This window comes from Shewanella sp. KCT (genome assembly GCF_007636505.1).
Lineage (GTDB): Bacteria > Pseudomonadota > Gammaproteobacteria > Enterobacterales > Shewanellaceae > Shewanella > Shewanella halotolerans.
Genome location: NZ_LVDJ01000011.1, coordinates 103,342 through 117,385, shown reverse-complemented (window position 1 = coordinate 117,385; position 14,044 = coordinate 103,342). Strand labels below are relative to the sequence as shown.

The 14,044-nt window shown below is 52.1% G+C and carries 15 protein-coding genes; 3 read left to right on the top strand and 12 right to left on the bottom strand.

Annotated elements, in window-relative coordinates; all coding sequences use genetic code 11:
- Positions 1–87 precede the first annotated feature (87 nt).
- The 10 genes from nqrF to AYI87_RS15870 all read right to left on the bottom strand — a co-directional run bounded on the left by nqrF (position 88) and on the right by AYI87_RS15870 (position 9,017).
- Positions 88–1,335 carry an NADH:ubiquinone reductase (Na(+)-transporting) subunit F gene (gene nqrF, locus AYI87_RS15915; protein ID WP_144203707.1) on the bottom strand — a complete coding sequence of 416 codons (1,248 nt, stop codon included), beginning with the start codon at positions 1,333–1,335 and terminating at the stop codon, positions 88–90.
- A 48-nt stretch (positions 1,336–1,383) separates the two neighbouring features.
- On the bottom strand, positions 1,384–1,992 hold the full coding sequence (gene nqrE, locus AYI87_RS15910) for an NADH:ubiquinone reductase (Na(+)-transporting) subunit E (RefSeq protein ID WP_011866674.1): 609 nt from the start codon (positions 1,990–1,992) through the stop codon (positions 1,384–1,386).
- Positions 1,993–1,997: 5 nt separating this feature from the next.
- Positions 1,998–2,630: an NADH:ubiquinone reductase (Na(+)-transporting) subunit D gene (locus AYI87_RS15905; RefSeq protein ID WP_011866675.1), complete on the bottom strand. Its 633-nt coding sequence runs from the start codon at positions 2,628–2,630 to the stop codon at positions 1,998–2,000.
- Positions 2,630–3,424 carry a Na(+)-translocating NADH-quinone reductase subunit C gene (locus AYI87_RS15900; protein ID WP_144203706.1) on the bottom strand — a complete coding sequence of 265 codons (795 nt, stop codon included), beginning with the start codon at positions 3,422–3,424 and terminating at the stop codon, positions 2,630–2,632. The genes AYI87_RS15905 and AYI87_RS15900 overlap by 1 nt, the downstream gene beginning before the upstream one ends.
- The gene (locus tag AYI87_RS15895; protein WP_144203705.1) at positions 3,417–4,616 is read right to left on the bottom strand and encodes an NADH:ubiquinone reductase (Na(+)-transporting) subunit B; all 1,200 of its coding nucleotides are present in this window, start codon (positions 4,614–4,616) and stop codon (positions 3,417–3,419) included. The genes AYI87_RS15900 and AYI87_RS15895 overlap by 8 nt, the downstream gene beginning before the upstream one ends.
- Complete coding sequence (locus AYI87_RS15890) at positions 4,616–5,950, bottom strand: Na(+)-translocating NADH-quinone reductase subunit A (RefSeq protein ID WP_144203743.1); 1,335 nt, start codon at positions 5,948–5,950, stop codon at positions 4,616–4,618. The genes AYI87_RS15895 and AYI87_RS15890 overlap by 1 nt, the downstream gene beginning before the upstream one ends.
- A 578-nt stretch (positions 5,951–6,528) precedes the next feature.
- On the bottom strand, positions 6,529–7,038 hold the full coding sequence (gene luxS, locus AYI87_RS15885) for an S-ribosylhomocysteine lyase (protein ID WP_144203704.1): 510 nt from the start codon (positions 7,036–7,038) through the stop codon (positions 6,529–6,531).
- Positions 7,039–7,311: 273 nt separating this feature from the next.
- Positions 7,312–7,611 (bottom strand): BolA family protein, encoded by a 300-nt coding sequence (locus AYI87_RS15880; RefSeq protein ID WP_144203703.1) that lies wholly within the window; start codon positions 7,609–7,611, stop codon positions 7,312–7,314.
- 125 nt (positions 7,612–7,736) lie between these two features.
- Entirely contained in the window at positions 7,737–8,240 is a 504-nt protein-coding gene (locus tag AYI87_RS15875) for an ACT domain-containing protein (protein WP_144203702.1), read from the bottom strand.
- Positions 8,241–8,369: 129 nt separating this feature from the next.
- The gene (locus AYI87_RS15870) at positions 8,370–9,017 is read right to left on the bottom strand and encodes an alpha-ketoglutarate-dependent dioxygenase AlkB family protein (protein ID WP_144203701.1); all 648 of its coding nucleotides are present in this window, start codon (positions 9,015–9,017) and stop codon (positions 8,370–8,372) included.
- 110 nt (positions 9,018–9,127) lie between these two features.
- On the opposite strand from AYI87_RS15870, the gene AYI87_RS15865 reads away from it, so the two are divergent.
- Positions 9,128–10,333 (top strand): methyltransferase, encoded by a 1,206-nt coding sequence (locus AYI87_RS15865; protein ID WP_144203700.1) that lies wholly within the window; start codon positions 9,128–9,130, stop codon positions 10,331–10,333.
- Positions 10,334–10,538: 205 nt separating this feature from the next.
- Here the strand turns inward: AYI87_RS15865 and AYI87_RS15860 are convergent, their stop codons facing one another.
- Positions 10,539–11,441, bottom strand: coding sequence for a sterol desaturase family protein (locus tag AYI87_RS15860; protein WP_144203699.1), 903 nt, complete (start codon positions 11,439–11,441; stop codon positions 10,539–10,541).
- A 75-nt stretch (positions 11,442–11,516) separates the two neighbouring features.
- A complete protein-coding gene (locus tag AYI87_RS15855; protein WP_144203698.1) occupies positions 11,517–12,569 on the bottom strand; it encodes a DUF2804 domain-containing protein in 1,053 nt (350 codons plus the stop codon).
- 209 nt (positions 12,570–12,778) lie between these two features.
- On the opposite strand from AYI87_RS15855, the gene AYI87_RS15850 reads away from it, so the two are divergent.
- Both AYI87_RS15850 and AYI87_RS15845 read left to right on the top strand, forming a co-directional pair.
- The gene (locus AYI87_RS15850; RefSeq protein WP_144203697.1) at positions 12,779–13,345 is read left to right on the top strand and encodes a YajG family lipoprotein; all 567 of its coding nucleotides are present in this window, start codon (positions 12,779–12,781) and stop codon (positions 13,343–13,345) included.
- A gap of 19 nt (positions 13,346–13,364) precedes the next feature.
- Positions 13,365–13,949, top strand: a complete 585-nt coding sequence (locus AYI87_RS15845; RefSeq protein ID WP_144203696.1) for a peptidylprolyl isomerase — start codon at positions 13,365–13,367, stop codon at positions 13,947–13,949.
- Positions 13,950–14,044: the final 95 nt, after the last annotated feature.

Below are 14,044 nucleotides of genomic sequence, written 5' to 3'. Positions count from 1 at the left end.
TGATAACCCGGTAACACACTCCCTAAGGGCCTTTGGGCGCCTTAGGGAGCACGATAATCACGGCAATAATATCACAAGAATGATTGCTTAGCCGCCGAAGTCATCCAGCAGGATGTTTTCATCTTCAACGCCAAGATCTTTAAGCATACCGATAACGGCCGCGTTCATCATTGGAGGTCCACACATGTAGAACTCACAATCTTCTGGCGCATCGTGGTCACGTAGGTAGTTTTCATACAATACGTTGTGGATGAAGCCTGTGTAACCATCCCAGTTATCTTCGGGTTGCGGGTCAGACAGGGCCACGTGCCATACGAAGTTATCGTTCTCAGCCGCCAGGCCGTCGAAGTCTTCAACGTAGAACATCTCACGCTTAGAACGCGCACCGTACCAGAAGCTCATCTTACGCTTAGACTTAAGACGCTTGAGCTGGTCGAAGATGTGTGAACGCATAGGCGCCATACCTGCACCACCACCGATGAATACCATCTCGGCATCGGTATCTTTCGCGAAGAATTCACCAAATGGACCAGAGATAGTCACCTTGTCGCCCGCCTTCAGGCTCCAGATGTATGAAGACATCTTACCGCAAGGCAGTGACAGGTTACGTGGAGGCGGCGTCGCGATACGTACGTTCAGCATGATGATACCTTCCTCTTCAGGATAGTTCGCCATTGAGTACGCACGGATTGTCTCTTCATCAACCTTAGACTCTAGCTTGAAGAAGCCAAAGTGCTCCCAGTCACCACGGTATTCTGCTGGCACGTCGAAATCGGCGTACTTAACATGGTGCGCAGGTGCTTCGATCTGGATGTAACCACCGGCACGGAAAGGCACAGACTCGCCATCAGGGATAGCCAGCTTAAGCTCTTTAATGAAGGTTGCCTTGTTATCGTTAGAGATAACTTCACATTCCCACTTCTTGATACCGAAGATCTCTTCTTCCAGTTCGATCTCCATATCTGACTTAACGTTAACCTGACAAGACAGACGACAACCGTTACGGGCATCGCCCTTTGAGATATGGTCGAGTTCTGTTGGCAGAATGTCACCGCCGCCAGACTTAACGATCACCTTACACTGGCCACAAGAACCACCGCCACCACAGGCTGAAGATACGAAGATACCGTTATCAGCCAGAGCGCCCAGTAGTTTACCGCCCGCAGGTGTTTTAATTGATTTATCCGCATCATGATTGATGCCGATAGTAATATCGCCACTTGGTACCAGTTTTGATTTGGCGAACAGAATCACCAACACCAAGACCAGTACGATGGCTGTAAACATACTCACACCGAGGTATACATCGATTGGAGTAGATTCAATAATACCCATTAACTTATCCTTAAAGGTTCAAAATCAGAAGCCGTTAAGGTGTCTCTATTAAAGAGACACACCTGAGAACGACATGAAACCTAGCGCCATCAAACCCGCAGTCACGAAGGTAATACCTAGACCACGCAGACCATTAGGGACATCAGCATATTTTAACTTCTCACGGATACCGGCCAGCAGCACAATCGCAAGTGCCCAACCGATACCTGAACCTATGCCGAACACTAAACTTTCACCCAGGTTGTAGTCACGCTCAACCATGAAAGAAACCGCACCGAAAATCGCACAGTTTACTGTGATCAGCGGTAGGAAGATCCCCAGCGCGTTGTATAGCGGTGGGAAATACTTATCCAATGCCATCTCAAGGATTTGAACCAGCGCCGCGATCACACCGATGAAGGTGATGAACTTAAGGAAGCTCAGGTCCGCATCGGGTACGCCAGCCCAGGCCAAGGCGCCCGGAGCCAAAATACCCTGATAGATGATTTGGTTAACAGGTACTGAAATTGCCAATACCACGATTACGGCAACACCTAAGCCCATGGCCGTGGTGACTTTCTTAGACACAGCCAAGAAGGTACACATACCAAGGAAGAAGGATAACGCCATGTTTTCAATGAAAACAGAACGGATTAATAGACTAATATAATGTTCCATTACGCTTATCCTTTTGCTTCAACTTGCTCTGGCTTGATGGTACGGATAATCCAGATCAACGATGCAATCAGGAAGAACGCACTTGGTGGCAGCAGAAGCAGACCGTTTGGCTGATACCAACCACCCTCAGAGATCTTGCTTAGGATCTCGACACCAAATAGCGAACCGTTACCAAACAATTCACGCACGAAGCCAACTGACAACAAGATGGCACCATAACCCAGACCGTTACCGATACCGTCCATGAAGCTCATCATAGGCGGCGTCTTCATCGCGTAAGCTTCAGCGCGGCCCATTACAATACAGTTGGTGATGATCAGACCCACGAATACCGACAGCTGCTTAGCCACATCATAGGCATAAGCTTGCAGTACCTGGTCAACCACGATCACCAGTGAAGCGATAATGGTCATCTGAACGATAATACGCACACTGCTTGGAATGTGGTTACGTATCATAGAGATGAACAAGTTAGACAAGGCCGTTACGGCAGTCAGAGCTATGGTCATTACCAAGGCAGTTTCCATCTTACTGGTTACCGCCAGGGCACTACATACACCCAGGATCTGCAACGCAATCGGGTTGTTACTAATGATAGGTCCAGTCAGAACCTGTTTAAGTTCTTTTGCGTCAGCCATTAGCTCAGTCCTCCGTTGCGCGCCTTCTCAAGAAAACGTGCAAAACCTTCTTTACCCAACCAGAAATCCAGTGAGTGCTGTACACCGTTACTGGTCAGTGTTGCACCCGATAATGCGTCAACACCGTGAACGCTCTCTGCAACGGCAGGGTTCTTAGTCACTTTGATAGCCAGGTTGCCTTGGTCATCATAAAGCTTCTTACCCTTCCACTTGGCGATCCACTTAGGATTCTGAACTTCACCACCTAGGCCCGGAGTTTCACCCGAACCGGTAAAGTCGTAGTAAACCAAGCTGCGAACTGTGTTCAAGTCAGACTCAACGGCCAGGAAGGCGTACATGGTTGACCATAGGCCGTAACCTTTAACCGGAATGATCACTGTCTGTAGTGTGCCAGCGTCATCACGTACCAGGTAAACCACGCCCTTGTTCGCCACGCGCTTAACTGAAGCGATGTCGTGCTCGGGCTTGAAAGAGGTCTCTACGGTGCGAGCCGCTTTCTCTGTGTCGAATGTGTCGGCGTTGCCTTCAACCCAGTCACCAGACTTAAGGTCAACCAGCTTAGCTTCAACATACTTGTCGTAAGTCTCAAGGATCTTAGCCTTGCTGACTTCACCAGACTTAGTGTCTACCAGGCCAGCGGCTTCAAGAATGTACTTTTGCTTATCAAGCAATTTGTTTTCTTGTTGAGTTGGCTTAAGCAGTACGGCCGCAGTAGAAACGAATACCGAACAGATAAAACATAATCCAACAACAACAAACAGCGTTCTACCGAACGAATCTTTATTACTAGCCACGAGCAATCCTCCGCTTGATATTCGCTTGAACCACGAAGTGGTCGAATAGCGGCGCAAATAGGTTGGCAAACAGGATGGCCAACATCATACCTTCTGGGAAAGCAGGGTTAATGACACGGATGAATACGGCCATAGCACCAATCAAAATACCGTACGCCCACTTCGCTTGGTTGGTGAAAGACGCAGAAACTGGGTCAGTCGCCATGAACATCATACCGAAGGCAAAGCCACCCAGTACCATGTGCCAGTACCAAGGCATCGCAAACATAGGGTTGGTATCGCTACCGATAGCGTTAAGCAGCAGAGAGACGGCAATCATACCGACCATCACACCACCAACGATGCGCCATGACGCGATACGGGTATAGATGATGACCAGACCACCCAGCAGAATCGCCAGCGTAGACACTTCACCAACAGAACCTGGGATGAAACCTAGGAAGGCGTCCCACCAAGCTTGGTTAAAGCCATAATCCAGAGTGCCCTGTGCCGCTTGGCTCAGCGCCGTCGCACCAGAGAAACCGTCTGCAACCACCCAAGTGGTGTCGCCTGACATGTTTAGCGGGTAAGCGAAGAACAGGAAAGCACGACCGGCCAATGCTGGGTTAAGGAAGTTACGTCCGGTACCACCGAAGATCTCTTTCGCCACGACCACACCGAAGGTGATACCCAGCGCCACCATCCATAGTGGAATGGTTGCCGGCAGTGTCAGGGCAAACAGGATAGAGGTAACGAAGAAACCTTCGTTAACTTCGTGGCCACGTACTGTTGCAAACAGGACTTCCCAGATACCACCCACGGCGAAAGTCACCGCGTAGATAGGCAGGAACCAACAGGCGCCGTACCACATCAGGGCAGCAACACCCGAATCAGCCGTCAGCTCAGTACCGAACAGGCCAAACAATGCAGTTTGCCAGGTATCCGGCGTCGCAAAGCCAGCGAGCAAGGCATCTTGTGCCTGAAGACCCACGTTATACATACCCACGAACATCGCAGGGAATGCACAGGCCCAAACCGTAATCATCATACGCTTCAGGTCTAAGTTGTCACGCACATGGGTACGACCCTTGTTTACGTGACCTGGGGTATAAAATACCGTGTATGCCGCTTCGAACAGCGCATACCATTTCTCGTATTTCCCGCCCTTCTCAAACTGGGGTTCAATACTTTTGAAAAACTGTTTCAAGCCCATTAGCCTTCCCTCACAATCGTATCTAGGCAGTCGCGTAGGTACGACGCGTAGTCATACTTACCAGGACATACGAAAGTACATAGTGCCAAATCTTCTTCGTCTAACTCTAACGCGCCTAAGGCAGCTGCGCCGTCGGTATCGCCTGACACCAGGTCACGCAATAGCATGGTAGGAAGAATGTCGAGAGGCATAACACGCTCATAGTTGCCGATAGGCACCATGGCACGGTCAGAGCCCCCTGTGCTGGTCGTCATGTTAAACAGACGAGACGGTGACAGGTGACCCAGGAAAGCGCGCGTGATAGAGAACTTATTGGCACCAGGCATCGCCCAGCCGATAAATTCTTGTTCGCGGCCTTCTTCAAGCAGAGAAACCTGGTTAAAGAAACGTCCCAAGTAGGCGTGTGGGCCAGTGGCTGTCTTACCAGAAAGCACAGAACCTGCGATAACGCGTACATCGCCTTGGGCAGTTTCACCGGCAGTAAGCTCGGCAATAGAGGCGCCACTGTGAGTGCGTACGAGTCTAGGCTTAAGCGCCTTAGGACCCGCAATCGCAACCACGCGCTGAGAGTTTAGCTCACCAGTAGTAAATAGTTGACCGATTGCGATCACATCTTGATAGCCAACATGCCAAACGGTGCGTTTAGCCGATGCAGGCAGAACAAAATGGATATGAGTGCCAGCAAGACCCGCAGGGTGCGGACCGGCAAACTCTTCGACTTGTGCGTTGGCCGCAGGAATATCGGCTCCTGGCGCCTTACACAGATACACCTTACCTTCTGTCAATCGTGCAAGGACTCTTAAGCCATTGGCAAAGTCTTCCTTGTGCTCGTTAATGATAACGGCAGGATCGGCAGCAAGCGGTTGGGTGTCGATAGCGGTCACAAAAATACCGGCAGGCGTTGAGTCAACTGCTGGTGCTTTGCTGAAAGGACGCGTGCGCAATGCAGGCCACATACCTGATTCGATCAGGTTGTCGCGTACGAGTTGCGGCTCTAAGGTGTCTAACGCTGCGGCATCGTACTTAGCGAAAGAAACGCTGTCGTCTCCCTCAACTTCGATCACGACAGACTGAAGAACACGCTGGGCGCCCCGGTTAATTTCTGAGATGGTGCCACTGGCTAAAGCAGTATATTTAACGCCAGGATTCTTTTTGTCTTCAAAAATCACCTGACCTTTCTGCACTTTATCACCCACTTTGATCTTCATCGTGGGGCGCAGGCCAATATACTCTTCACCCAAAGTAGCTACGTGTTTAATGGCTGGGCCATTATGGATAACTTGCTCTGGTCCACCTGTTATAGGCAGGTCCAATCCTTTCTTTATTGTAATCATATCCACAAGCACTACGTTTATGAAGGAAAGATAATGCGTCGCGTTCCTGCTAAATGAGATAGATTTCAAACATCAGCTATCGCATTGAGCTAGCGCAGATTTATTACAGAAATGCGATCGCAATCACGCTGGTCGGGCGCATTTTACCGTAAATAATTGCTTATCGCCATGAAAAATACGGGTGTTTTAAAAGGGATGCGGGGATTTTTACAGTGAGGAGTAGATCACAGTTCGAGAGATTTTTATGATTTAGGTAAACGGAAATTAATTTAGCCCCCTGTCCTAGCAGGGTTATATGGATTTGCGAAGCAAAATTGCCCCCTAAAACGTGCTTTTTTTCGCCCTTTTTTAACGGATAAAAAATCGGCAAAAAGCCGGACTGTTCGACTAAAGTTTAACCACACAACCAGCCTAACTCAGGCAGAAGTTGGCGCCAATTTGACCATCACTAGCCCCATACGGACCACCGACAACCGCTAAAAAGACGATGCAGATAGCCAAAAAGCAGCCTAAGCTGCTTTTTATGACATTTTACCGCTCAGATTACCACTCAGATGACGTCAAATCCCGAGAGGGAGTTACAGACCCTTTAGGATCTCATCGCTGAGTTTAAGGTCATCATTGCGATTCACATTCACCCCGGCGGCGATGATGTTCTTGGCGATCTCCTGAGCCTGCTCCAAAGAGTGCATCTCATAGGTACCACACTGGTATTCGTTCAGCTCAGGGATCTCAGACTGCTGCTTCACCTTGAGCACATCTTCCATGGCCGCCAACCAACACTCGGCCACTTCCGCCTCTTTCGGCGTTCCGATGAGGCTCATGTAGAAACCGGTGCGACAACCCATGGGCGAGATATCGATGATCTCGACACGATCGCTGTTGAGGTGGTCACGCATAAAGCCAGCAAAGAGATGCTCTAGGGTATGAATGCCGCGCTCGCTCAGGATCTCCTTATTGGGCACGCAGAAACGCAGATCGAAGACGGTAATGGTATCGCCCTTGGGGGTGGTCATCGTCTTGGCGACACGCACGGCAGGGGCATTCATGCGGGTATGATCTACGGTGAAGCTATCGAGTAACGGCATTATTATTCTCCCAAAATGGTGATGCTCAAACTATCTATATGCCAACATGCCGAGCACCAGTATGGCGTGCGACGACAGGGTGTTCCCTTGCGCCGCGATAGACCTACACAATATGCGGTAGGTGCCGGGGAAAGTAAAGTGAACTTAGCTCAACGCCTTGAAAGCAAAAAACCACAGCGGCGTTAACCTACTGTGGTCTTCGTTTGGCGCAATCTCATGCGTCATTACGGCCAAGAAGGGCCTAGGCGCTAGTCCTTTTTAGCCTGTACGCTTTTAGCCCTTACATTTGGGCGAGTTAGGCACCTGCACCTCTTGGTCCCACTCTTCGGGGGTAAAGGTGTGCATAGACAGGGCATGGAGCCCGGCGTCGAACTGCGCCTTGAGCGCCTCGTTGACCGCGCGGTGACGGCCGATGAGACGCTGGCCCTCGAACACGGCGCTGGCGACGATCACCTTAAAATGGGTTTCGGAATTTGGCGGCACATGGTGGTTGTCGCTCTCGTTGATCACCTCAAGATGCACAGGGGCTAAGACTTGAGTGAGCGTATCGATTATCTGCTGTTTTACTGACATGGCTATCGTCTCTATCGAATAGAAAACTTAAGTGGCCGCAGAGTACTGTGAGTGGCAACAAAGATCAACTCTCCATCACCCAGACTCCGCAGGCGATCACTTAACCCACAGCCCTTGCCTCAAGCTTAGGTCAGGCTGACTCTGGCATCTTGGGAGACGTTTTCCAACAGCTCGATAACGCTGTCGCCGCTGATCTCATCGGGCACGGATACTGCCAACTTGGCCGAGAATACCGTCTGCCCCAGGGTAGAGACATGGACCCGGTTGCACTCCATCTGCTCAACCTCGAGATCCAGGTTAGAGAGGATATCGACTATCTCCCGCGTCAGCCCCGGCCTGTCTGAGCAGTCCACATTAAATCTCAAGCTGCGGGTGTGCTCACTCAAAACCTCGGCCATATCGCTGAAACTAAAGACAAGTTCGGGGAACTGCTGCACAAAATCGGCCTGCAGGTCGGCCACCTTTTCCTGAGCGATCGCCACCTTCATCATGGCGGCAAACCAGGCATCCATCTTGATCACCTTGCTGCTTAACCACTCGCCACCTGCCTCGCGGGTCAGATTAGCCATCGCCTTAACAACCCCAGGGGTAACGACACCCGTTACCGTGGTCACGAACATCTTATTCATAAGCAACTCCTTCTGGTGATTATCGGGTCCCACAGACATTGTGCGACACACCTGCTCACGATGAGAATAAAACTTTCATCCCTGCAAAGGTGAGAGCTAGCTTACACTTCCCGCCTCGGCGCGATCACTTTATCCCTGATGAAAGTGTGGAATTAAATGCCGATAGGTCAAGTTTAGCCTAGGTTGGTTCACCTTGGCCCTTTTCGGCAGCGCATGTTGCCAGCTCAACTGCATGGGCCAGTGCATGATCAACAGATCGCCGCTATTGAGCATCAGCTCGACCTTGGTCTTGCTCTGAGTATGACGCAGAAAGAAGGGACGACTGGCGCCTAATGTGACAGAAGCGATATCCGAGCCCGGGACTATCTCTGCCTCATCGTCGCTGTGCCAGCCCATGGTGTCGCTGCCATCATGATAATGGTTGACCAGCACACCATTGCTGATCAGGCCAAAGTCTCGCTGAAGTTTCTCCCGCAGGCGCAAGGCATACTTGGGCCAGGGCTCGGCGCGAATGAAGAGGCCAGAATAGAGATAATCGCAGCCATAGTCGCCAAACCATACCTGACGTCTGGGGATGGGATGGGTGCGGCCAAAGAGTGTCAGCGCTGGTCGGCTGAAGGGATAGTGCTCGGCCTCATCAAGCAAGGCGTTTTGCTGGGCCTGATTGAGATATCCCGGGATCAGGGTAATAGGCGGCCTGAGAGTCTGTTGCTTAACAGCCCCTTCATCTTTGGCCTCGTCGCCAATATCTTCAAACCCAAACCCTTGCTGTTGCATCTGTCTCTTCCTGTTCGCCTAGACACCTAACTCACACGTCGCCAGGCATATACCTCGCGGGGCAAATCTGCGATAATCGCCGCCCCAATTTTCAAAGTAGCAGCCTAGCCATGACAACTCAATTCTCCGTTGCCGATATCGAGCTGAGTCTCTCCCGTTATCCCGCCAATCAGGTCTCTAACCTGCAGGCCTGGGACGCGGCGGACGAACACCTGATAAAACACCTAATAGAGATTGAGCAGAAGGCTGATAACACCGCCGTCATCAACGACAGCTTCGGCGCCCTGTGCGCCGCCCTCACGGCCCAGGCGGCCGAATGGCCCATATGGGTCGAGACAGACGCCAAGACGAGCCAGCTAGGCACGCTGCAAAACCTCAAAGCCAATCGGCTAAGCGATAGCAATCTCACCTGGCTCAACAGCCGCGAGCTGCCGCCCCAAGGCCTAAACCTGGTGCTGATGAAGCTGCCGAAGAACCTCAACTATTTTATCCACCAGCTGCAGCGCCTGTCTCAGTCTCTGGCGCCCAACACCCCTGTGTATATCGGCGCCAAGGCAAAGTCGATCAATAAGGCGCTGCTGGAGACCATAGCTAAGTACCTAGGCCCCGCCTCGGCTAGCCTGGCCTGGAAGAAGACCCGGGTGATCACCTGTATCGCCGACGGCAAACCCAGAGCGCTACCGAGCGAGGTGAGCTGGCCGGTGAAAGAGTTTAACCTCAGCATCAGCAACCTTAGCAATGTCTTCGCCGCCAACAAGCTGGATATCGGCGCCCGCATCATGCTGGACAATCTGCCTGAAGGCCAGTTTGACACCATAGTGGATCTCGGCTGCGGCAACGGCATCCTGGGGCTGAGGGCCAAGCAGTGTTATCCGGACGCTGAGGTTCATTTCGTGGATGACTCAGAGATGGCCATCACCTCGGCGAGACAAAACTGGCAGGCGAATAAGCTCGACAATCCAGAGCAAGCCATACCTCAGGGACACTTTCACTGGGACGACTGCCTGACCCACCTGGGCGATGAGGTGAAACCGGATCTGGTGCTCTGTAACCCCCCCTTTCATCAGGGCGAGGCTATTACAGATCATATCGCCTGGCAGATGTTTCTAGATGCCTTCCACCAGCTCAGACCGGGCGGCATGTTGCAGGTGGTGGGCAATCGTCATCTGGGCTATCACGTCAAGCTCAAGCGGATCTTTAAAAACTGCGAAACGGCCGCCTCTAACGGCAAGTTTGTCATCTTGAGGGCTATCAAGTCTGCGAAAGAGCCGGTTAAACCGGCTAAAGATGTGAACGAGCCGGACCATCAAAGCTGATGGCTTGGCCTGCAGAACGAATCTGATCAGCACATGACCTGACCAGCAAACGACTTAACCAGCTAGTCACTTGACCTGCTCGCAACTTGACGTGCAGACACAAAAACAGGGCCTGGCCCCTGTTTTTTATGAGTGAAGCTTAGCGGTTAGTCAGAGACTTCTTTTCTCCCTAGATGAACAAGCGATTCTTTTATTAACCTTGCTTTTAGGAGGCAAGCTTATGCTCGGGCTCGGTATCATCAATCTCATCTTGCGGCTCGGGCGCCGCCGGCGGCGCAAACATCAGGGCAAGGCGCTGCTTAAGGCTTAACCCGGGCGCGAAAGCCTCGCTAAACATCGCCTTCCACTCGCTAAAGGTAACGACCAGGGGATTAAAGCTGTTCACCGGCTTGGTGATGCCATACTCCACCGTCTCCTCTTCCTTTACATAGGTGCCAAACAGGCGATCCCAGATGATTAGCACGCCGGCGTAGTTCTTATCTATATATTGAGGATTGCGCCCATGATGCACCCTATGGTGGGAAGGTGTATTAAACAGCCACTCCAGCGGCCCAAGGGTTTTCACTGCCTGGGTATGGACGAAAAACTGCAGTCCCAAGTTAAGCAATACGGCAAACACCACCCAGTTAGGATCGAAGCCGACGACCACCAGCGGCAACCAGAAGATCCACATGCCGGCTAAGGGGTACATCAGGCTCTGCCTGAAGGCGGTACTGAAGTTCATTCGCTCCGAGCTATGGTGCGCCACGTGGGCCGCCCACATCCAGCGCACCCTGTGGCTGGCGCGGTGGAACCAGTAGTAGCAAAAGTCCTGGGCGATGATAAGCGCGATAAAGCTGCCCAGTCCCATCTGAATATCTAGCAGGCGCCAGTCGAACGCCCACAGATATAATTTGGCTATTAATAGCCCGGTGAGAATATCCGCTCCCTGATGCAGGCCCGCCAGGGTAAAGTTACACAGCACCTCGGGCAGATAATAGCGGGCATTATCGGGCAGACGGCCACGACGGTCCCCCAGATACCACTCGGCCAGGATACAGACAAAAAACAGCGGCGCCAGCACCAGTAACAGCACTTCGGGGTGCGTGATGAGTGAATTAAAATCCATCTAATTATTCCTTTATATTCCCTAAGTTATTTCCTAAGTTATTTCCTAAGCATGCCCTACCAGCGGGCAAAGTCCCTACCAGCGGGCAAAGTGATCTTCGGTTAAGCCAAGCAGATTATCGATACGATGAGTACGTCCCAGGCCGTCGCGGATCTCGCCGTCGAAATAGCCCAGATACTGCCTGAAGTTGCTCTTTAGCAACCAGAGATTGAGCTTCTCCTGGCGGCGATTCAGCGGGCGGAAGTTGAGCGCCACCCGGCCGTCCTGGGAGCTTATCTGCCAGCTGGCATCATCAGCGGATTCGGGCGCGCGGCTAAAGGCAAAATGCACAGGTCCAAGCAGATGACGCTCGCCGTTGACCCAAAACACATTCTCGTTGCAGCCGGTCTCATTCACCCCCGCCGCCAGGTTGAGGCCGAGCAAATCATCGCCCTGATAGCCATTGATACTGGCCCAGCGCCAGCTGGTCTCACGGCGCATATAACCGGCGGAAAAATCATAGCCCGCCAAGGCGCGGTTGAGGGGCTGTGGCTCGTGATGAATGGTGAGGCTGCCGCCTACCTTGAGGCCGTTGTGCTTCTGAGTATAGGTCCAGCCGCTATAACCTGTCGGGTTACACATGGCCATGGGCAAGCTAAGGGGCATAGGTGTAAGCGCCAACTCGGCCTTGATCTGCGCCGTGTCGATGTTGAGCTGCCAAACCCCCTCGACGATCTCTATGGTCACCCTACCCTTGCCACTGGCGAGCTGCGCCCTGCCGGCCCAAGGGGAATCTGCCAGTTGGCAGCCCATGGCCAGGGGCTTGAGCCAGGTGGTTTCCACCAGCTGATTGGCCTTGATGTCATAGAGGTAACAGAAACCTGTACCGGCGTAGCGGATATCGGCGATGGCGACCCCAATCACATACCTTGGCGTCACCACAGAGACAAACTGGAACTGCTTGAAATGAAAATGCCGCGCGAGATGACTGGCAGGCTTGTCCATCACATTGGTATAGCGAAAGTGCTCCAGGCCAAAGGATTTGACCGGGCCATCGAAGTGACCATATTGCACCTGGCCCGAGTTTGAGATCAGGCTATCCGGCGCCCCCAGGGTCTGCACCGCGCTGGGTTGAATATCCATCTTCATTGCTTGTTATCTTTCTTCTCTTTGTTATCGTTCTTATCGGGCTGACGGCCATTTGACCGCACCTTTTTAGTGGAATTTTTACTCTAACGCTTTCTGGTTTAAGTTAAAACCCCGGCGAGCAACAAAGCCTTAACAAACAGGTCTCCCACTGGCATCCAATGAAGATTCTGGTATGCTGATGCCACCTTTTTACAGCATGATTTTCCGCTATGAAACGATTTATTCCCATCATCGCCTGTGCTGGCCTGCTATTTGGCTGCGCCTCTCATACGCCGACCCATATGGCGCTCAATCCGCAGTTGCCTGCGATTGAATCCCAAGGGGTCCCGGCCAAGCCCGTCGCCATCGAGATGATAGACACCCGCTCAGCAAACTTCATTGCCCGCTTTAATAATGAAGGGGATGCCGCCAGGCTGGTGAGCCCATCTGAGTCACCCCGTCGTCAGCTGGAGCAAGTGTTTCGCGACGGCTTTACCAAGGCGGGATATCGCATCGATCCTAGCTCGGTGAACCATATGCAGCTGCAACTGGAAAAGCTGCTGACCGATGTCAGCGACACCACCTTCGGCTATCAGGCGACCAACGATATCATCATCAATGTGATCGCCAGCAACGAAAGCAAGACCTTTACTAAGCGCTATACCGCCCGTAACCTGGTGTCGGGCCCCTTTAGCGCAGACTTTGCGACCCTGGAGCTGTCGGTCAACGATCTGCTCGGCGATCTGACCGCAAAGATCATCAACGACCCCGAACTCAACCAGTTCATCCAACAATAACTAAGATAAGGAAGTTCACATGAGAATCTGGCTTGGCGCCCTACTATTACTCGCTTTTTCCAGCCTAGCGCAGGCACTGGACATTCAGAGCGACACCATCTATCCCAAGGTCAAACTGGAAACCACCATGGGTAATATAGTGGTCGAGCTGGATCGTAAGCGTGCCCCCATCACGGTAGATAACTTTCTCACCTATGTGGTCAAAGGCCACTACGACAACACCCTGTTTCACCGCATCATCCCAGGTTTCGTGGTTCAGGGCGGCGGCCTCAATCCCAAGCTGGAAGAGAAGCCCTATGGCAAGCCTATCGTTAACGAGTCGGGCAATGGCCTGAGCAACGGCCTGGGCACCATCGCCATGGCTCGCGAAGACGATCCTCACTCGGCCACCGCGCAATTTTACTTTAACGTAGGTGACAATAAGCGTCTTGACCCCTCTAAGCGTCGCTGGGGTTATGCCGTCTTCGGTGAAGTCACCGAGGGGATGGAAGTGCTGGAAGCCATGGCCGAGGTAGAGACGCAGATCAATACCAAGCTGGGCTGGCCCGACTTCCCGGTGCAGCCGATCATCCTCAAGAAGGCGACCCTGCTACCGAGACAGTAAATCGTGTCTGCAGGTTTGAGAACCTATTCTGCTAGTTTAAGAAAACTATAAGACTTTGCATTCATTCAAAATTAATGGCACTTTAATTCAAGATT